Raw genomic sequence first — 21512 nt, forward strand, 5'->3', positions numbered from 1 at the left:
TTACGACCTCCCAGGATTGTTTGACGGCGGGGTATTGATTCTCGACACATTACTTTGTGTCGTCTCCGGCTGCGCCATACCATGTTTATTCAGGATGGCGTCACGCGGACCGTCCATCACAATACGTCCGTTATCCAGCACGATAATGCGATCCACCAGTTCGAGGATCGGCAGGCGATGCGTCGCGACAACCATCGTACGCTGGCTACCTAACCAAGTTTTGAGGTGCTGAATGAACTGCTTTTCACCAATCTCATCCAGCCACGCGGTCGGTTCATCAAGCAGTAAAATAGTGGGTGATGTTAGCAGCGCACGCGCCAACAGCAGCGACTGACGCTGACCGCCAGACAACCCGGCCCCCCCTTCGCTTATCACGTAGTTCATCCCCATCTTCTGCTTACGGACAAAATCGAGCGCGCCACCGATCGCCAGTGCCTGCTGGATGTCGTCGTCTGTCGCCGTAGGGTTACCCAACGTAATGTTGTCGTGAATGGAGCCAAAGAACAGGCGTGCCTGCTGGCTCAGCAGTTGCATATCGCGGCGCAAATCCGCCGGGTCCAGATGATTCAGGGCGATGTCATCCAGTAAGACGGCCCCCTGCTGCGGCTCCTGCATCCCCGCCAGTACCTGAAGTAGCGTACTTTTACCTGAGCCATTGCGCCCGAGCAGCGCCACGCGTTCACCGGCTTTGATGTTCAACGCCGGCACCGTCAGCACGTTCACTTTCTCTTCTTCGTCGTAGTAAAAGCTGACGTTTTCCAGTTGATAGTGGCCGCGCAGGTGCGCTTTGTGCACTTTCTTACCCTGAAGCGGCTCATCAATCGGACGCTGCATCAGTTCATCCAGCCCTTTCAGCGCCACTTTTGCCGATTGCCAACGCGAAAGCACACCGGAGATCTGCGACAACGGCGCGATAGTGCGTGAGGCGAGGATCGAGGTCCCGACCAGCGCACCGGTCGTCAGATCGCCATCAATCACCAGGTAGCAGCCAATCAGCAGTACCACGGCGTAGACTATCGATTGCACTTCCTGGGTCCACGTCAGCAGCAGACTGGTCAGCCAGCGCTGACGCATACCCACTTCAGCGGCCACAAAATTGGTGTTGTTCCACTGATTCTGGAAACGCTGTTCGGCACGCATCAGTTTGATGTCTTCAATGCCCTGCACCGCTTCCACGAGCGTTGCGTTGCGGATTGCCGATTCACGCATCCCTTCGTTGGAAAGCCGTCCCAGTGGGCGTTGTACCAGCAGGCCGGGGATCAATAACAGGGGAACCGCCATCAGCACGACCAGTACCAGCGGCCCGCCAATCATCCACAAAATAAACACAAACAGCAGGAAAAACGGCAGGTCGGAAATAGCCGAGATGGTCGTTGAGGTGATCAGTTCACGCACCGACTCTAGTTCACGAATCTGGGCGATAAACGAGCCCGTCGATTTCGAACGCGCACCGTTTTTGATGCGCAGCGCATGGGCAAAGATACGCTCAGAGATACGGAGATCTGCGCGTTTACCAACGACATCAGAAATATAAACCCGCAGCATGCGCATAATAAATTCGAACAGGATTGCCAGCATCACCCCGCCAAACAGCACCCACAGCGTGGTTTCTGACTGTGAGGGCACGACACGGTCATACACCTGCATAGAGAAAATCATGCCGGAAAGCGCCAGCACGTTGGCAACCAGCGCAACAACCATAATATCGATATAGCGATGCCAGTCTTTTAACGCCAGTCGCCAGAACCAGTTTTTCTTATATGGCTTAATATAATCGTCAACGCGCGCATCGGGCGTGGATTCGAGTGGACGCAGAACCAGTAATGTTTTTATCCGTGCGCGTAATTCATCACGCGTTAACACAGTTTCCAGTCCTTCATCACCGCTGAACTGAAGGCTAATATTGCCGTCGCTGTCCATTCGGTTAATCACCGCGATTTGCCCTTCGCTAAATTCCGCAATCAGCGGCAAACGCCACGGATCGAGAAAAGAGATTTTTGCCGCCACAACGCGCAGTCCCAGCCCCAGTTGGCGAGCCATATCTTTTAACACCAGGTCGCGCGGCGAGTCGCTTTCATAATTAATCGACACCCGAACATGCTCTTGAGAGAAATCGAGACGATAATGCTGCGCCACACCGATCATTGCCTGTAACCAGGGTTCGTATTGCGACTGCGTGTTCATAGCGTTCGGTTCCTGTTGTGTGGCACTGCGCCATAACGGAATTGCATTAGGAATAACGGAATGTGTGCTCATACTTTTATATTCGTCCGAAAAGACACTCGTCATCTGCGGACGGTAATGTTCATGACTTTTATTTTAGTGCGATTTTGACGCGATATATTCCGGGGGAAATCATTCCCCCGGAATAGTGCATTACATAATCACTAACTGATGGTTTGCCAGCAGAGTGGCAAGGTCGGTTTGTACACCGTTCAGGGTAACCACATTGGTGGACGAGAAGTTACCGCCCGCCCCATCGAGATCCACATGGATTTCAGTGTTGCTGCCGTTCTGCACCACGCGGACGTAGTCCTCGATGTTCCCTGCCTGGGCATCCAGCGTCGCAACGCTATTCACATAGCTCGCGGCGCCGCTACCGGTGTAGCCGCTGCCGGACAGAAGTTCGCGCAGGTCGATACGGTCAGTATCTGCAGTCCCTTCCCAGGTACCGATGGTAAAGCCGTTTACAACATCGCTGCCGTTGCCGCCCGTGGCGTCTGAGGCAGTTATCAACTTGTACAACAGGGTATCCTGGCCGCCGTTACCAATATTGAAGGTATCGTCGCCACCGCGACCTTCGAAGAAGTTTTCCGTCGCGTTGCCGGTAAACACATCATTGCCGTTGCCGCCGGCAATCCCTTCCACATTCACGAACTGCGCGTTACCGAAACCGGTATTCTGCATTCCGGTGTTGCTTAGATCGATGTTCAGCGCGGAACTTCCCGCCAGTTCATAGTCGACAATGTCCATCCCACCTTGTGCGGTCCAGACGTCGGCATCAGACACTACGCGGCTACCGCCGCCGCCGTTATAAACGTGCGTACCTGCCGTGGCATACAGCGTATCGTTGTAGCCGGTTCCGACAATACCCGTGGTGTTCGTCCCGTCCGTCGCTGCCGTGGCGCTGTTCGTCGCCGAGGCACCGTCTTCTGCGGTCAGCGTGTACGCGTGGTTCTTCTCAACCGCTTTCAGGCCACCCCAGGCGGCGTTGACGTTCTCGATGGTATTCGACACGCCGGAGGAGTCGAAATTCACCGAGGAGACACCGCCATAGTCCTTACCGCTAGCCAGCAGTACTGCGCTGTACGACTTGCTCGCATCCAGTCCGTAGAAGTAGACCATGCCGGACGAGTCGTTCATGTTCACGCCGCCCTGCGGGTTAATGACCTGTGAGCTGACCACCTTGCCGGTACTTTCATCAATGAGCAGCACCGTGTTGCCATAGAAGGCGTTAATGCCGTTCGCATCCGAAATACGCAGGATAATGCTGGTTCCGTCAGCGATAGTGCTGTTGTTGGTGATGTATTCCGTTTTACCGCCTGCGGCACGGAAGACCACCAGATCCTTGTCGCCGTCGTAATCCAGGTCCAGCGTCAGCGCACCGGTAGTGATGTTGGTGCTGCCCTGGTTTGCTCCGGTTAAAAGGGTCTGTGACGTCCAGTCGACCTGGTTGCTGCCATTCACACCATTATTGGTCCACAGCAGACCGATGTTGTTGGTATTGGTGGCAACCGTTGAACCTGCTGCACCGGCAATTTCGATCAAATCCATCTTGCCGTCGCCGTTCCAGTCCACTGCCAGCGACGTCATACTGTTAACGCTGTCGCCCAACGTCTGCACGTTCGATCCGGCGCCCATGCCGTTTGCGGCTGAAGTTAACTTACCTGTACCGTCGTTATAGAAGATGGCGCTGGTGGCATTCCCCTGACCGGTCAGACCGCCAACAAACAGATCCATATAACCGTCGCCGTTTAAGTCGGACCAGGTCATGGTGGTGTAGTAGTTGGTCGTCGCACTGTCACCGTTAAACACACCCGTCACCACCTGGGTGTTGGTGAGCGTCATATTGCCATTACTATCCACGCCGTTGGTCACGACGACCAGACGACTGCTCGAAGTACTTGCTCCTCCCGCCGAAGTGGTATTCGTGCCAGATGTACCGTGATAGGTGATGTCGACATAGCCATCGTTGTTCAGATCGACACCTGAAACCTCGCGGTCTGGGGTAGCATTGTTGTTGTTCGTCGATGCCACACCATCTTGTGTGGTGCTCGAGTTCACATAGGCACCCGTCTTATCAAATCCGGCAATTGTCCCGTCGGTATTGATCACAAACCCGGTGTCGTAGCCACCTCGCCCCTCAGAATCGTTCGGCGTTTCATCGCCGTACACCATATCAATATAGCCATCGCCATTGATATCGACGCCCATTGCGCCGCCGTACCAGCCGTAGACGTTACCGTTAGGATCGTTAGTTTGCCCGGTCACACCGTAGGCACCCACCTGGAAGGAGGTATAGGTCCCATCTTCGTTGTATTTGAACGACTGCTGACCGTTCGCATAGCCGGTGTCCGCCCCCAGAATATCCATCAGGCCGTCGCGGTCAAAATCGACAAACGACGACTGCTGCTGTTTGTCCGGACCGCTAATTGCCACCGAATCAAACGACCCTAACGTCGTGGAATCGGTCGCGTTCTGGGTAAACACCGTCGAGTTGCTGAGGATGCGCCATGTGCCATCTTCACTCATCGTCAGCGCCGTTCCGGTATCTTCAGAAGAGGCCGCCGTTGACGTAAAGGAGATTGACGGCGTTGCGGCGACCGTCAGCTCGTTGCTGCTGTCATCTTTGGTAATTTCCGTGCCGTCCGCTTTATAAAGGACGGCTTTCACCTCGTACGTTCCCAGCGCCAGCGCATCGCTGTCAGGGATCTGCACGTACCAGGTACTGTTTTTCGGATCAATCACCACCGCGCCATTGCGCGAGCTGTACACCACGTTGTTGACCGTCACTTCCACGTACTCACCCGGAAGGATTTCAAAATCAACGCTGCCCGTAATGATTGGCGTGGTATCCAGCGTGCTTTGGGTATCGGCATACATCACCAGATCAACGGTGAAATCAAACACCGGAGAGTGCGTCCCTTCGTTACCGGCGGCATCAACCACCACCGCGTAGAACTCCCCTTTTTCACCATCGACCAGCGGGACGTTCAGTTGATACGTCCAGTCTGTGCCATTCACATCCGCTTCGCCCAACAGCGTGCCGTCGGCGCTGTAAATACGCACCCGTTCACCGGTTTGCAGCGTGGTCGACAGGGTGCCGTTCAGTACTGGCGTACGATCATCCGTGGTCGTACCGGAGGCAAAATCACCCCGAGAAGAGGCCACATCATCGGTGTAGCTGACGATCGTTGCCGTCGTCGCCGACGGGGTCAGGTCAACCGTCACGATCTGATCGTTGGTTGCCCCAACGTTTCCGGCGACATCCACCACACGTACCTGATAAGTGTGATCGCCTTCCACTAGCGTACGTGAATCCACATACGACCAGTTGGTGCCATTCATGATGACATCCTGCCAGGTCGCCCCGTTATCGATACTGATCTGCACGCGATCGCCTGCCGCCAACGGCGCAGCAATAGAACCTTTGATCGTCAGCGATGTGTCATTGGTCAGCCAGTCTGTGCTGCTGTAGCCCGTATCCGTAGAGATGCTGTCGATGCTGACGGTAATGGCGCTATCCGGCGGCGTCAGATCGACCGTCACCTGCTGGTGCGCGGTCGAGCCAATGTTGCCCGCGGTATCAATCACGCGCACCCAGTAGTCATAAGTCCCTTCAGCCAGCGTACGACCATCATCGAAGAACCAGTTATTGCCAATCACCGTCACGTTCTGCCAGGTTGCGCCGCCGTCCAGACTGATCTGTACGATTTCGCCCGGGGCCAGCGTCGCGCCCAGAGACCCCTGCAGACTGAGCGACGTATCTTTAGTGATAAAGTCGCTGCTGCTCAGACCGTTGTCGTCAGAGATGCTGTCGAACACGATCGTTTTGCTGGCGTCTGGCACTTGCGTGTCGATAGTGACCGTCTGGCTGGTAGTCGCACTGACGTTACCCGCGTCGTCAATCACCCGCAGTTGGTAAACATAATCACCATCGGCAAGCGTACGTCCATCCGCGTAAGACCAGGTCTGCCCGCTTACGCTGACGTCAATCCATGTGAGCCCGCCATCAAGGCTAATCTGCACATGTTCGCCGCTGGCAAGAACCGCATTCAGTGAACCATGCAGTGCAAGCTGATTATCGTGCGTGATGAAGTCGCTGGTCGACAGACCGGTATCCTGAGTAATGGAATCGACGGAAATCAACGTGACTGCCGGTGGCGTTGTATCCACCCGGATCGTCTGACTGTCGAGCGACCCAACGTTGCCTGCGGCATCAATCACACGTACCAGATACTGATATGAACCATCCGCCAGGGTACGCCCATCGGCATATGACCAGGAGGTACCATTCACCACCAGGTCAATCCAGGTTGCGCCGCCGTCAAGGCTTACCTGCGCGGTTTCACCGCTTCCCAGAGGGGCGGAAAGTGAACCCTCAAGCATGACCTGATTCGTGTTGGTCACAAAATCGCTGGCGCTGAGGCCACTGTCACCTTGTACCGAATCGATAGAGATTGTCTGGCCGGGCGCGGTCAAATCAACGTTAACCACATGCATCGAATTGCCGCTGTTGCCGATGGCATTGCTGACTTCTGCATTCACACTATACGCGGTGCCATCCACCAGAGCGGCAACGTCAGTACTGCTGACTACGCAGCTCCACTGACCATTACTGTCCACCACGGCGTGATAGGTTTTCCCCCCCAGCGTAATAGTGACCATCTGACCCGCCGGCGCGTTCGTCGTCCCGCTAATCGTCAGCGGTACACCGTGTTCCGCAGCATTGATCACATCATCCATACTGAGCGTATCAATCGTAATTGTCGGAACTTCACGACTCAGCGTAACGTCATGATTGATATCAACGGTGTTACCCGCCTTATCGTTCACGGTTGCCTTGATAGTGTAATCACCATCCGGCAAGCCATTGAAATCACTCGCTGGAACCAGTACCGACCAGTTTCCGCTGGCATCAACAAGTGCCTGATAGAGATGACCGTTAAAGGTCACCGTCACGATACTCCCCTGCCCTGCATCGGAGGTCCCGCTGATGGTCTGCCCGGCCTGTTGTTCTGCCGTGTTGACCACATCATCAAACGCGACCGTATTAAGGGTAATAACCGGTGGAGTGGTATCGACTGTCACCGTCACAGAAGACACCGCTCCGCCCATATTACCGGCGTCATCAACAACCTTAACCTGCCAGGTATGATCCCCATCTGCCAGTACACGTGGATCCGTAAAGCTCCAGCCTGTGCCGTTTACGATTGCTTCAACCCACGTAGCGCCGCCATCGACACTGATCATTAAATGTTCGTCGCCGCGCAGGGCGTTGCTAAGCGAGCCCTGAATAGTCAACGTGGTATCACTGGTAATAAAATCGCTGCCTGAAATACCGGTATCATTTGACACGCTGTCAAACTGGATCGTCGGCCAGCTGACGTCATTATCAACAGTCACCCTTTGAGACGTTGTCGCCCCAACGTTGCCCGCCGCATCAACCACACGCAGCATATAGAGATAGTCACCATCCGCCAGGATACGGTTATCGTCGTAATGCCATTGCGTCCCGGTGACCGTCGTGGTAATCCATGTCACCCCATTATCCAGGCTAATCTGCACAACTTCGCCCGCTACCAGAGGGGCACCCAATGTCCCTTCAAGCGTGAAGATGCGCGATTGGGTCAGGAAATCATTGTTATCCGCCCCCGTATCGGAGGAGATGCGGTCAACGGTCACGGTGGTCGCGGCATCCGGCGGAGTCAGATCGACTGTCACCTGCTGATGCGCAGTCTCACCGACGTTGCCCGCCGTATCCATCACGCGCACCCAGTAGTCATAAGTCCCTTCCGCCAGCGTACGGCCATCATCAAAGGTCCAGCGATTACCAATCACCGTCACGTTCTGCCACGTCGCGCCACCGTCAAGGCTGATTTGTACGGTTTCATCTGCCGCCAGCGACGCCCCCAGCGTACCTTTCAGGCTGAGCGAGGTATCATTAGTCAAGAAGTCGGTATTGCTCAGGCCACTGTCGTCAGTAATGCTGTCAAAAGTGATTGTTTTGCTGGCGTCCGGTGCCTGCATATCAATGGTCACCGTCTGGCTGGTGGTCGCACTGACGTTACCTGCATCGTCAATCACCCGCAGTTGGTAAACGTAATCACCGTCAGCAAGCGTGCGTCCATCCGCATAAGACCAGCTCTGACCGCTCACGCTGACGTCAATCCAGGTATTCCCACCATCAAGGCTTATCTGCACATGTTCACCGCTGGCCAGCGGCGCGTTTAACGAGCCCTGTACGGTAAGTTGGTTGTCGCTGGTAATGAAATCACTTGTCGAGAGCCCTGAATCCTGAGTAATGGAATCGACGGAAATCAACGTCACTGCCGGTGGGGTCGTATCCACGACCACCGTCTGGCTGATGACCGCGCCAACGTTGCCCGCGTCATCAATCACACGCACCAGATACTGATATGAACCATCCGCCAGGGTACGCCCATCGGCATACGACCAGGAGGTACCATTCACCACCAGGTCAATCCAGGTTGCGCCGCCATCAAGGCTGATTTGCGCGGTTTCACCGGTAGCAAGCGTTGTTGAAAGTGAACCATCGAGCACAATCTGGTTATCGCTGGTGATGAAGTCAGAGGCACTCAGCCCCGTATCATTCTGCACCGCCACGATAGTGATGATCTGCGCCGGTGCGGTCAGATCCACGTTGATCGAATGATCGTCACTGGCGCTATTGCCAATGGCGTTGCTGACCTCCGCATGCACCGTGTAAGCCGTGCCATCTGCCAGCGCGGCAACATCGGCGCTGCCCACAACGCAGCTCCACTGACCGTTGCTGTCCACGACGGCTGTATATGTCTGGCCGTTCAGCGTGATCGTGACCGTCTGACCCGCCGGGGCAGTGGTCGTCCCGCTGAGGATCAGCGATGTCCCGTGCTCTGCAGCATTAATGATGTCATCGGTGCTGAGCGTATTGATGGTAATCGTCGGAGCATCACCGTTCAGCGTCACGTCGTGGCTGGTATCACCCGCGTTGCCCGCCGTATCGTTCACCGTGGCGGTGATGGTGTAATTTCCATCCACCAGACCATTGAAATCCGTTGCTGGCACAAAGACCGACCAGTTTCCGCTGGCATCCACCGTGGCCTGATAGGAATGACCGTTAAAGGTCACCGTTACCGTTTGACCCGGTTCTGCGGTTGTCGTACCGCTAATGGTTTGTCCGGCTCGCTGCTCCCCAGTATTCACGATATCGTCGCTTGCCACGGTATCAATCGTGATAAGCGGTGCCGTGGTATCGACCGTCACGTTATGCGTTGTCTGGCTTTCATTGCCCGCCTTATCGCTGACGGTGGCCGTCACAATCAACGCACCCTCACTGAGTCCAGCCAGATCCGCTGCCGGAACGGTAACGCTCCAGGTACCATCGGCGGCGACAACGGCAGTCCAGGACTGACCGCCTGCTGTGATGGTCACCACCTGACCCGGCTCTGCACTGGTGTTGCCCTGAATAGTCAGAGGCTGCTGCTGTTCGGCAGCGTTGAGCACATCGTCTGCGGAGATCGTGTTGATAGTGACAACCGGAGCAGAGGTATCCACCGAGACCAGAGAGGAGGCCGACGCACTGTTGCCAGCGCTGTCCTGCGCCGTCACAGAGACGGTATAACGCTGGCCGTCGCCAAGCTGCGCCACATCGGCTGCCGGTACGGTCACGGTCCAGGTGCCGTTCGCCTGTACGGTCGCGGTGTAACTCTGTCCGTTCAGCATCATCGTGACGATCGTACCTGCAGGCAACTGACCGCTGGTTCCACTGATGATGAGATCACTCCCCGCTTCCAGCGCGTTGATCACGTCATCGACGGCAATGGTATCTACTGCCAGCGTGACGGTTGCGGTATTAACCTCCACATCGTGGGTCGCGGAGCCGCTGTTGCCGGCCGCGTTCGTCACGGTCACGGTGATGGTGGTGGTGCCGTCGTTCAGGGCGCTGATGTCCGCTGCCGGCACGCCGACGCTCCAGTTGCCCGCCGCGTCCACCACGGTGGTGTAGTTTTTGCCGTTCACGGTCACGGTGACCGCATCACCCGCCGCCGCGCCGCTGGCGGAGCCGCTGATGATCTGGGTCTGGCCGTGCTCGGTACGGTTGATGATGTCGTCGGACGCCACGGTGCTGATGGTCACCACCGGTGACGTGGTATCAACCGTCAGGGCATGGCTCGCCGAGCCGGTGTTGCCGGCCGCGTCAGAGACCGTGGCGGTAACCGTGCCGGTGGTCAGGGCACCGGCTTCTGCGGCCGGAACGGTGACGCTCCAGCTGCCGTTCGCCTGTACCAGTGCGGTGTAATCGTTGCCGTTAATGGTCACGGTGACGGTCTGACCGGCCGGTGCGGTGGTGGTCCCGGTAATGACCAGGTCCGCCTGTGCTTCAGTGGCGTTGAGGATATCGTCCGCCGCGAGGGTGCTGATGGTGATGACCGGCGCGGTGGTGTCGACGCTGTAGTCGCGGGTCGCCGACGCGCTGTTGCCGGCGGCATTGCTCACACTCACCTCCACGCGGGCGCTGCCGTCGGTCAGACCGGACAGGTCCGCAGACGGTACGGTCAGGGTCCACTCGCCGTTCGCCTGCACCTGCGCGGTATAGGTCTGGCCATTCAGGGTCACGGTGACCAGCTGACCGGCTTCCACGTTCGTGGTCGTGCCGGAGAGCACCAGGTCCGCGCCCTGTTCGGCGGCGTTAATCACGTCGTCGGCGGTCACGCTGTTAAGGGTGACGGACGGTGCCGCGGTGTCCACGGTCACATCGTGGGTCGCGGAGCCGCTGTTGCCGGCCGTGTTCGTCACGGTCACGGCGATGGTGGTGGTGCCGTCGTTCAGGGCACTGATGTCCGCTGCCGGCACGCCGACGCTCCAGTTGCCCGCCGCATCCACCACGGTGGTGTAGTTTTTGCCGTTCACGGTCACGGTGACCGCATCACCCGCCGCCGCCCCGCTGGCGGAGCCGCTGATGATCTGGGTCTGGCCGTGCTCGGCACGGTTGATGATGTCGTCGGCTGCCACGGTGCTGATGGTCACCACCGGTGACGTGGTGTCAACCGTCAGGGCATGGCTCGCCGAGCCGGTGTTGCCGGCCGCGTCAGAGACCGTGGCGGTAACACTGCCGGTGGTCAGGGCACCGGCTTCTGCGGCCGGGACGGTGACGCTCCATCTGCCGTTCGCCTGTACCAGCGCGGTGTAGTCGTTGCCGTTAATGGTCACGGTGACGGTCTGACCGGCCGGTGCGGTGGTGGTCCCGGTAATGACCAGGTCCGCCTGTGCTTCAGTGGCGTTGAGGATATCGTCCGCCGCGAGGGTGCTGATGGTGATGACCGGCGCGGTGGTGTCGACGCTGTAGTCGCGGGTCGCCGACGCGCTGTTGCCGGCGGCATTGCTCACACTCACCTCCACGCGGGCGCTGCCGTCGGTCAGACCGGACAGGTCCGCAGACGGTACGGTCAGGGTCCACTCGCCGTTCGCCTGCACCTGCGCGGTATAGGTCTGGCCATTCAGGGTCACGGTGACCAGCTGACCGGCTTCCACGTTCGTGGTCGTGCCGGAGAGCACCAGGTCCGCGCCCTGTTCGGCGGCGTTAATCACGTCGTCGGCGGTCACGCTGTTAAGGGTGACGGACGGTGCCGCGGTGTCCACGGTCACATCGTGGGTCGCGGAGCCGCTGTTGCCGGCCGTGTTCGTCACGGTCACGGCGATGGTGGTGGTGCCGTCGTTCAGGGCGCTGATGTCCGCTGCCGGCACGCCGACGCTCCAGTTGCCCGCCGCGTCCACCACCGTGGTGTAGTTTTTGCCGTTCACGGTCACGGTGACCGCATCACCCGCCGCCGCCCCGCTGGCGGAGCCGCTGATGATCTGGGTCTGGCCGTGCTCGGCACGGTTGATGATGTCGTCGGACGCCACGGTGCTGATGGTCACCACCGGTGACGTGGTGTCAACCGTCAGGGCATGGCTCGCCGAGCCGGTGTTGCCGGCCGCGTCAGAGACCGTGGCGGTAACCGTGCCGGTGGTCAGTACGCCAGCGACGGCCATGATGGAATAGACGCTCCCCGTCGGAACGGTGACGCTCCAGCTGCCGTTCGCCTGTACCAGCGCGGTGTAATCGTTGCCGTTAATGGTCACGGTGACGGTCTGACCGGCCGGTGCCGTGGTGGTCCCGGTGATCACCAGGTCCGCCAGTGATTCGGTGGCGTTAAGGATATCGTCAGCGGCAATGGTATTGATCGTAATCAATGGCGCAGAGGTATCCAGAGTGACGGTACGACCCGCATCGGCCGTGTTACCACTGACATTGGTGACGCTAACGCTGATCTGTTCGCGGCTGTCGGTCAGTGATGCAATGGCCGAAGGCGGCACGGTCACACTCCATGAACCATCGGTCTGAACCAGCGCAGTAAAGGTCTGACCGGCGAACTTCACCACTACCGTCTGACCCACTTCAACGCCCTGAGTCTGACCAGAAATCAGCAGGTCGCCCCCTTTTTCGGCGCTATTGATAAGATCATCGGTGGAGATGGTATCAATGGAGATCGCGACAGGATCCAGATCGAGTTCGACCTGGTGGTCAACCGTCACCGTGTTTGCCCAGGCATCCTGTGCGCTGGCATTCACCACCACCTGGCCTGCGGTCCAGCTTTGCAGATCCGCAGCCGGTACCCCAATCTGCCAGTTACCGCTACTATCAACGACCGTCTGGTAAGTCACGTTATTGATAGTCACGTTGACCGTCGTACCTGCCGCCAGATGGCTGCTGCTCCCGGTGACCACCAAATCCCGATGTTGTTCGATGGCGTTAATAATGTCGTCGCCAGAGAGGGTATTGATACGCAGGCCAGGCAACGACGCGTTGATGTTGATATCGCGATCGCCGGTACCGGTGTTGCCGTGGCTGTTCGTTACAGAAGCGGTAAAGGTCAGATCACCATCACCAACGCTGTTCAGGTCGCTCGCCGGAATGGTTACTTTCCAGCTCAAATCATTTTCTACGGTGGCGGTATAATGCTTGCCGCCCACCATGATGGAAACCGTGTCGCCTGCTGCGGCATTTGTCACGCGACCGCTTAAGATTTGATCGCTATTGGCTTCGGTGTTGTTCACCAGGTTGTCCGTGGCGAAATTATTGATAATCACCTGCGGCAGCGTCGTGTCGACAAGGAATGATGCGGTGGTCGTCCCACTGTTGCCAATGGAATCTGTCCCGCTGACGGTCACGTTATAAATTGTGTTCGCCAGATTCAGCACGTCAGAAACCGGCACCTGAACAGACCAGGTACCGTTATTGACCGTCGCGGTGTAGGCGATATTGTTGAGCATCACGGTCACCGTGCTGCCGTCAGCCAGGGTGCTGGTGCCGCTGAGGGTCAGCGGTTGCATAGACTCCTGCGCATTCAGCACGTTATCAACACTGATAGGGTCCACGGTGATCCCAACAGCCATGCTGTTGAGCGTCACATCATGAGTCGCGGTGCTGGTATTGCCTGCCGCATCCGTCACGGTCACCGTGATCGTATGCTGGCCGTTACTCATGGAATTGAACACCGACGCCGGAACGCCGACACTCCAGCTACCGTCCGCTTGTACAACGCCGGTAAAGGTCTGGTTACCAAACTGAACGGTGACAACGTCGCCAGGCGCGGCACCATTCGCCATCCCCGAGATCAGTTGTGCGACATCCTGTTCATCGTCATTCAGTATGTTATCGCCTGCAACAGTGTTGACCGTCAGAATCGGCGCCGTGGTATCAACGGTCACTAATTCAGAAATGTTTGTCGCGTTTCCGGCTTTATCGTTTACCGATACCGTCAGGGAGTGGTTACCGTCCGCCAGCGCCTGCACATCAGCCGCATCCAGCGTCATAGACCAGGTGCCATCGGCTGCCACGGTCGCAGTGTACGTTTTGCCATTGAACATCAACGTTACCGTCTGCCCGGCTTCAGCCGTGGTTTTCCCGCTCAAAACCAGAGACGCGTTATGCTCAGCGGCGTTAATAATCTGGTCGATGGCGATGTTGTCCATCGACAGCAGCGGTGGCTGAGTATCTACCGTAATAACCTGGCTGCCCGAGACCGCATTACCCGCCGCATTTTGTCCGCTAACCGCGACGGTCCAACTGCCGTCTGCCAGCGCGTTCGCATCGGCGGCCGGCACGTTAACCTGCCATTCGCCGTTTGCACCCACGGTGGTGACGTACGTTTTACCGTTCAGCGTTACCGTCAGTGTTGTGCCCTGTGCCAAATGGCTGCTGGCACCAGAAAGTGTAAAACCAGCGGACTGTTCACTGGCATTAACGATGTTATCGCCGGCGGTGGTTGCCAGCGTCAATGTGGCAATGGTGGTATCTACATTGATCGTAATGCTACCGGCGGAAGTGGTGTCGTTGCCGTTGATCTGCACAACAGACCAGGTGTGAGTCCCGTCGGTCTGCACTGGCAGCAGCACGGTCCAGACGCCATTGGCATCCACCATCGTACTGGCAATGGTGTTGCCGTGGCTGTCTTTAATCTGAATGGTGGCGCCCGGATGACCCGTCCCGCTGAAGGTTGGGGTGTTGTCATCGGTCGTGTCATTGGCTGACAGTCCGCCCTGTTTGTCCCCTTTCTTATCGGTGACCATATACGTCGGCGTATTTTTGGTGTTATCAACCACTTCGGTTTGGGTTTCAGTGACAGTTTTGGTTTTACCGCTATCATCATTAGCCAGCAGTGCGCCAATTGCGCCGCCACCCAGTCCTGCCCCCGCGAGCCACGCCCACGGGAAATCATTATCGTCGCTGGCCGCTTCCGCCATCAGAGGCTCAAGGCTGTCGACAGGCGTCGCGTGCGCCGTCAGTTCCACGGAATCAAGGCTGGCGACATCGCCAATCTCGTCAAACGTCACATGTGTCAGGCCCGTTTCATCGCTGAATACCAGCTCGGAGTGCAATTTTGACTCCGGCTCTTCAGTGAAATAGCCACTGCAACGGATCACGCTGCCATCTTTCATGTAAATCAGCAGGTCATTACCCTGGCGGACATAACGCGCCACATCCTGAGCGGAACCCAGGATTTCAATGATAGATGCACCAGAGACAGCTACGGAAAGGTTGCCTTCGCCGGACAGTACGGTTTTCTTTGCGGTGTGACGATTAATAATGTTTGCGGTTTTTAAGGTATTCATCATCTGGCTCATAAGGTCAGTTAATCAGTAATAGTCGTCCGGTGTTTTCCCGGAGAGAGTCGGTTGAGTGGGGTTCGCGTCGCTACTGAAGATCAGGCAGCTTTTTCGACGCCTGTTTTTCTATCCCGATCAGGGGCAGCAGGTTGTCGATTGCCGTCGCGTAACTGATAGCCGCATTCCAGCCATCAAATTCAGCGTTGATTCGTGAAGACTCCGCCTGCCAGACGTCTTGTTCGACGCTCAACAGGTCATTGATACTTTTCTTGCTCAGGGTGTATTCGTGCTTATAAACGCGACGGGTTTGTTCGGCGTTGACCAGTTGGAACTTGCCGGCATCTTCACGGCCTCGTGCACCTTTCCAGTCCGCCATCGCCGCAGAGGCTTTTTGCAGAATCTCGTAACGCACCTGATCCACTTCGGAGGCGGCCATCGCTTTCGCGCCTTCTGCCTGGTCAACACGAGCGGAGACCGCCCCCCCCTGATACAGCGGCGCATCCACACTTAACTGAATTTGGTCGTCCCAGTAACCGCGGTTGTCTGACTCATAACGAGTACGGCCCGCTTTCAGGCTCACCGTCGGCATATGCTGTGCTTTTGCGCGCTCGACGCCGTGTTGTGCGGAGGTCACCATCGCCCGTGCCGCGAGTACCGAGGGGATCTTCGCGTAGTCGATGTTTTCAACAGTGACTTGTTTAACTTCAAGGTTTTCAGGCAGGCGGGCATAACGGTTAGCACTGACACCCGTTTGTACGGCGAGGACCGCTTTCGCTTTCTGCAGCGCGGCGGAGTACTGCTCCAGCGTGGCGCGCATTCCGGCAATACGGGTCTGCGTTTGCAAATCGTCTGAAGTCGAACTCAAACCTGCACTGGCGCGAAGTTGCGCCAGATGCTGAATTTTCTCCAGCGCGACGATATTCTCGCGTGCGGCGTCAACCAATGCGCTATAGCGTTTTACTTCAACGTAGCCCAGCGCCGCTTTTGACGCGACATCAGACAGCGTACTCATCAGTTGATAGCGATAGCTTTCGTACTGGGCTTCTGACTGGGCAATCGCGCTGTTGGTTTTACCGAAGTCATAAACTAACTGTGTGACGCTAATGCCCCATGCAGCGGAGTTATTGAGAGAACCGCTGGAATCCGTGGTCTTATTTTGACCGGTGCTGGCGGTTAAACCAATTTGTGGCATCCAGCCGCTTTTCGCTTCATCGGTCATTGCCTGGCCAATACCCATTTGTGCGGCCTGGCTGCTTACCGAAGGGTCACGATCAAAAGCAAATAAAATACTTTCTTTCAGATTCGTTTCTTCGACATTGGCTAATGCGGCGAAACATGGCGTTGTGGCTACCCAGAGAGAAAGAGCCAGAGTAACCCATGAAAAAACAATACGAGTGCTCAAAACAAATATCCTAAAAATATAATGACGATTTTCGGCTATACCAGGCAACCGTATTACATCCGCCAGGAAGAATACGGGGTAAACATACCTGTAATGAGATATACAATTATCAATGTGCTATTGCAGACCTGATATCCAATTTTTCCGGCTCACGCCATCCTGAGCGACAATCACGCTCACACTGATAATGATATATATATTCCAGAGTTGACCTGTTTAGAAAACGCTATTATTAGCGTGCTTTCTTTTCCTTTCGCAGAGCCTAAAAATGACACTTACCCGGGTATTCGCAGTAAGCGTTATCAGGAATGCGGACATCACTGGATAGGGAATATTCTGAGTATTACGACGAGGAGTGGAAAGAAAAAAAAGCTTAATTCATCTTAAATGATTTCCAGATGTTAGCATTGCCAATAATTAACAATTAAAACAATAAGTTAAGAAACAAACAAAATATCTTAAACACTTTGAAATCGCACAATCTGTACAAAAAAAAGGCACAGATGTGTTTTTAAGAGGCAAAAACGAGCAATAAGCGTGACTAATAGCACAAAAATAGCATGGGTATTAGTACAAATAAAAAACAATAAAAGATCAATTAATAAACAATTGGTTCACCAAATAAAAACAAAGAAAAAATAACGGTCACTGCTTTAAATAAAAGGTCAATCACAATTTCACGATTTCGGCACATCTTAACAAACTCCCGTCATTCTCTGTAAAATATAATAAGCAGGAGAATATTTTATTTTCTTAAATAGCTTTCATATTGATACCCTCCGATGCGCTTACATTTTTCATCGCCAGACTTCCAGCACTACCGAACCAAAGTTATTCCAGTACATCCCCGAAATATCATTCGCAAAGACCACTAACTCACCGCTGCGAGGCGCAATCCAGCCGTTATTTAGTCGGGCACCGTCACCAATCACAAACATGGTATCGGTTGATTTATCGATAGTGCCAATTAAGGTAAACCAGGTCGCAGGTTCGTGGCGGCAACGCAGCCAGATTCGGGCAAAATTAAGATAGTCGGCGGTATAACCATTCGCGTCGCAGCAATGGTTCATATCGCACCACTTACCGGTCACACGAAAAAAATACCTGACCCCCTGCTCAACAAACAGATCCGTTTCAACCCATTTGTCGCGTGAGCGAATTTGGGTTCGCTTCACCCGTCGTGAAGCCAGTGGCGGAACGTACATTCGATCAACCATACATCATCACCTTTGCGCAAACACCGTTATGCAGGTACAGAAAGCCGCTCGTGTAAAACGATGACGAACCGGAGGGAAGTAACACTAATTTTTATGAACTCTGTGCCCGCGCTCCATAACAGGAAAGTCGTAGTCAGCGCGTGCAGTTTCATACCTTTCATTGACCTGCCGCGATCGCGCCTACAGATGCTCCGTCCATTTACTGAACCGCGACTGGGGTTGCCCCCACGCATTGATGGCACGGCCATCCGGTAGCCAGCGCTCGGGTTCGTGGGCCAGGCGACCGAGGACATACTGTTGTCGCATGGCACAGGCCCCATCGGGATAGAACTGTTCACTCTGTTGATGACGCAGGCCGTCCTGCCACTGTTCACGCATCTGCATCTGCCCGGACGGATAAAAGCAGCGGCACTCGCCGTGCAATTGCCCTTCCCGCCAGTGCTCCTCACGGATCAACACGCCCTCTTCGCTGAAGTAGCGCGCCACGCCCTGCAACCTGCCGTGATGATATTCCTGCTGCATTGCCAGTTGACCGTTGGGGTACCAGCTTTCGGTGACGCCGTGCAAAACGCCCTGCTGATAGTGCATCGCCATCAGCCGACGCCCATGCTCCTCAATACGCATCTCGCCACTGAGCTGGCCGTCCGTCAGGCCAGCCTGTAGCCGGGTGGTGTCCTGCTGATAGTCCAGTCGCTCGCTCATTAGTTGATCTTCACTAACCCGCCCTTGAGCGTCAGCATTCCGCCGCCCTCCAGGGTCTGCATCGCGCTGGCTTTGCTGGTCAGCGTGGCTTTCGCCTCCTGGCTTATCGTTGCGGCTTTCTGGGTGAGCGAACTCTTCGCTTCGCTGGCAATACTGGTAGCGTCAAGATTCAGGCTCGCAGCCGCACTGGCTTTCAGATCCGCCCCGCTCTTCACCGTCAACGTTTTACCGCTTTCCAGCGTGAGCGTACCGCTGACCTTAATCGTCAGATTGCCGTCGACGTTCAGCGTGTAGTCGCCTTTGACCTTGTGCGTCTCATTGCCGTCCACCGCGTGTTCCTGATCGCCTTTCACCGTCACGCTACGCTTATCTTTGACCGTCAGCGTATCGCTACCCTTTTCAATGTTGACCACCCGGTTGCCCTTCTTCAGCGTGACGGTTTCATTGCCTTCTTCAACGGTGCGTGTACGGTCGTTTTTCACGCTCTGAATGTCATCGTGGCCGACTGTCGTGTTACTGTCGTTCAGCACGGTAAGCTGGAAATCCTTTTGCGCCTGCATCGCCAGCAGTTCGGCATCCTTTTTGTCGTCGAAACGCAGTTCGTTAAAGCCTGCTTTGCTTTGCGTTTTAACGCCGGACTGGGTCTGATTCGCCGGAAGCGGATAGGGCAGCGCGTTGACGCCGTTATAGACGCAGCCGGTGACGAGCGGTTTGTCCGGCTCGCCGTCGATAAAGCTCACCACGACCTCCTGGCCGACGCGGGGGATAAACTGTGTACCGAAGCCGTTGCCGCTCCAGGCAGTCACCACCCGCAGCCAGCAGGAGCTGGTTTCATCACGTTTGCCTTCCCGATCCCACGCAAACTGCACTTTTACCCTGCCGAGTTTATCGGTCCAGATCTCCTCTCCCTGCTTGCCGACCACCGTTGCCGTTTGCGTGTGCATAAACGGTTTCGGCGTGCTGCTTTGCGGTCGATAGAGCGTGGCTTTCGGGATGGCAGTAAAGCGGTTTCGGTAGTGCTCACCGTCGTAGTCGTGGGTGACGGCGGTGACCAGCCAGTCGGTATTCAGTGTCTTATCATCATGATCGGTCAGGGTGAACCAGTGGCCCGCGGTTAACGTCGCGCAGTCGCTTTCGCCGACCAGTTGCTTCGCCTGCGACGTCAGGGCGTTAACCTTCCACGCCGCCAGCGCGTCACCGTCGACTTTGACGCTAAACCGCCCTGGATGCTGATAATGCACCCCGCCTTTCTTCTCACCCGCCTGCGAAAAGAGCGCGGCCTTCGGCTGCTCGTAGTTGAAATCGCTGGTCTGAAATCCTTGCGCGGTAGCTTGCACGCGCAGCGCCGCCGAACGAATCGCCCCGGCTTCCCGCTCACCGCTCTGCGCCGCCAGATACTTCACCTTTTTCTCGCCGGGGATGGACGGAAACGCGCTGTTGTCATCCGCCAGCACCAGCGTGTGCTTGCCCGCGACATGGGTGAAGAACCAGAAGATCCCCTCCTGTTCCAGCAGTCGCGATACAAAGTTAAAGTCGCTCTCGTTGTATTGCAGGCAGTACTCGCGCTTTGCCGGTTTGGCCTTGAGCTGAAATGTGTAGTCAGTAAAGCCGCCGTCCTTAAACACCTTCTCGACAATTTCCTGCGCGCTGAGGTTCTGAAAGACGCGATTATGGCTGGAAAGCGTCAGCCACCACAGCCAGGGACGCAGCACAAACTGATAGCAGTCGGCGTTACGCGTCGCGGGCAGCTGGTGAATCTCCGCAATCAGCCCGTCATAGTCGGCGTTGTTGACTGTGGCAGTAAGATGGGTCGCCAGCGCGGTATCAAGCGTTAACGGCGCAGAGGTGGTGACGGTAACCGTGGCGGTGGTCAGTCCGTTAAGTTGAGATTCAGTATTAACGGTCGCGGCGGTCAGGCCGGTAAACGCCGGGGCGGTGAGTGTGATGAGGGTGGTGTCTGGCATAGAGAAAGTCCTTTTCTGTTTGTAGGGTATGTAATGCCCGGTGGCGCTTCGCTTATCGGGCCTACAGGATTTTCAGCCGTTGTAGGCCGGATAAGGCGAAGCCGCCATCCGGCAGTTCTGCATCCAAAATAACGTAATTACAGATCGTTTAAAGACACCTTTACTCGCTTTCTACCTTCGTTCTCGTCGGCAATGCGGTTCAGTTCGGTGTCTTCTGTTTGCTCGACTGTAGCGGTTGTCACTTCGTTAATCCGGGAGTCGGTTTGCGCGAGAGTGGCGGTAAGGACCGGGGCGGTGAGTTTGATGAGGGCGGTGTCTTGCATCGGGAAATTCCTTTTCTGTTTGTAGGGTATGTAATGCCCGATGGCGCTGCGCTTATCGAGCCTACAGAATTTGCGACCGTTGTAGGCCGGATAAGGCTGATGCGGTCATTCACACAGAGTAATAGGCCACTCCGGCGTGGGTAATGGACATGACATACCTTGAAAAGGTGGAGTAATAATAAAAACTGCTAAACTTAGTGATATCTGCATGGATAGCCGCAGGCGTTGCATATGCGCCGCATTTTAATTCCACAAATATCTGCTCAACGGTACTGATTCCTGTTGGCCTCATAAACGGAATTTTACCTGTAACCACAAAATCTACCCGTCGGGTATCGAGGTGAGCTGCACCATAAGCCGGTTTTTCTCTGTGAACCACAAACAGTGGATTGGTGATGCAATATAACCAAATCTCGCTTTGAGCCCACGTTTCCCAGCCATTGCCCGCAGAGTCCAGGAGTGCAATTTGCCCCGCTTTTGACGCTCGCCATGCCTCAACGCATGCACAAAAATCATTTATCAACATTCGTTA

At 55.9% G+C, this 21512-nt stretch carries 8 protein-coding genes; all 8 read right to left on the reverse strand.

Annotated features, from left to right (window positions below; translation table 11 throughout):
- The 8 genes from QQZ17_RS02165 to QQZ17_RS02200 all read right to left on the reverse strand — a co-directional run bounded on the left by QQZ17_RS02165 (position 1) and on the right by QQZ17_RS02200 (position 21506).
- Positions 1 to 2184 (reverse strand): type I secretion system permease/ATPase, encoded by a 2184-nt coding sequence (locus QQZ17_RS02165; protein WP_152401950.1) that lies wholly within the window; start codon positions 2182 to 2184, stop codon positions 1 to 3.
- Positions 2185 to 2376: 192 nt separating this feature from the next.
- The gene (locus QQZ17_RS02170; RefSeq protein ID WP_446715167.1) at positions 2377 to 15378 is read right to left on the reverse strand and encodes an Ig-like domain-containing protein; all 13002 of its coding nucleotides are present in this window, start codon (positions 15376 to 15378) and stop codon (positions 2377 to 2379) included.
- Between the two features lie 82 nt (positions 15379 to 15460).
- Positions 15461 to 16774: a TolC family outer membrane protein gene (locus QQZ17_RS02175; protein ID WP_152401948.1), complete on the reverse strand. Its 1314-nt coding sequence runs from the start codon at positions 16772 to 16774 to the stop codon at positions 15461 to 15463.
- A gap of 797 nt (positions 16775 to 17571) precedes the next feature.
- Positions 17572 to 17991 carry a hypothetical protein gene (locus QQZ17_RS02180; RefSeq protein ID WP_235922362.1) on the reverse strand — a complete coding sequence of 140 codons (420 nt, stop codon included), beginning with the start codon at positions 17989 to 17991 and terminating at the stop codon, positions 17572 to 17574.
- Between the two features lie 180 nt (positions 17992 to 18171).
- Positions 18172 to 18693, reverse strand: a complete 522-nt coding sequence (locus QQZ17_RS02185) for a toxin-antitoxin system YwqK family antitoxin (protein WP_152401946.1) — start codon at positions 18691 to 18693, stop codon at positions 18172 to 18174.
- A complete protein-coding gene (locus tag QQZ17_RS02190) occupies positions 18693 to 20657 on the reverse strand; it encodes a type VI secretion system Vgr family protein (RefSeq protein ID WP_152401944.1) in 1965 nt (654 codons plus the stop codon). The genes QQZ17_RS02185 and QQZ17_RS02190 overlap by 1 nt, the downstream gene beginning before the upstream one ends.
- Positions 20658 to 20794: 137 nt before the next feature.
- The gene (locus tag QQZ17_RS02195; RefSeq protein WP_152401942.1) at positions 20795 to 20980 is read right to left on the reverse strand and encodes a hypothetical protein; all 186 of its coding nucleotides are present in this window, start codon (positions 20978 to 20980) and stop codon (positions 20795 to 20797) included.
- Positions 20981 to 21089: 109 nt separating this feature from the next.
- Positions 21090 to 21506 carry a hypothetical protein gene (locus tag QQZ17_RS02200; protein WP_152401940.1) on the reverse strand — a complete coding sequence of 139 codons (417 nt, stop codon included), beginning with the start codon at positions 21504 to 21506 and terminating at the stop codon, positions 21090 to 21092.
- Positions 21507 to 21512: the final 6 nt, after the last annotated feature.

It is taken from the genome of Citrobacter sp. T1.2D-1, from assembly GCF_950098555.1.
GTDB classification, from domain to species: domain Bacteria; phylum Pseudomonadota; class Gammaproteobacteria; order Enterobacterales; family Enterobacteriaceae; genus Citrobacter_A; species Citrobacter_A telavivensis.

What these genes read in the sequence shown, in the direction of transcription:
- QQZ17_RS02195 (WP_152401942.1), bottom strand. Translation starts at nt 20,980, where the DNA reads ATGCAAGACACCGCCCTCATCAAACTCACCGCCCCGGTCCTTACCGCC.
- QQZ17_RS02180 (WP_235922362.1), bottom strand. Translation starts at nt 17,991, where the DNA reads ATGGTTGATCGAATGTACGTTCCGCCACTGGCTTCACGACGGGTGAAG.
- QQZ17_RS02185 (WP_152401946.1), bottom strand. Translation starts at nt 18,693, where the DNA reads ATGAGCGAGCGACTGGACTATCAGCAGGACACCACCCGGCTACAGGCT.
- QQZ17_RS02170 (WP_446715167.1), bottom strand. Translation starts at nt 15,378, where the DNA reads ATGAATACCTTAAAAACCGCAAACATTATTAATCGTCACACCGCAAAG.
- QQZ17_RS02200 (WP_152401940.1), bottom strand. Translation starts at nt 21,506, where the DNA reads ATGTTGATAAATGATTTTTGTGCATGCGTTGAGGCATGGCGAGCGTCA.
- QQZ17_RS02190 (WP_152401944.1), bottom strand. Translation starts at nt 20,657, where the DNA reads ATGCCAGACACCACCCTCATCACACTCACCGCCCCGGCGTTTACCGGC.
- QQZ17_RS02165 (WP_152401950.1), bottom strand. Translation starts at nt 2,184, where the DNA reads ATGAACACGCAGTCGCAATACGAACCCTGGTTACAGGCAATGATCGGT.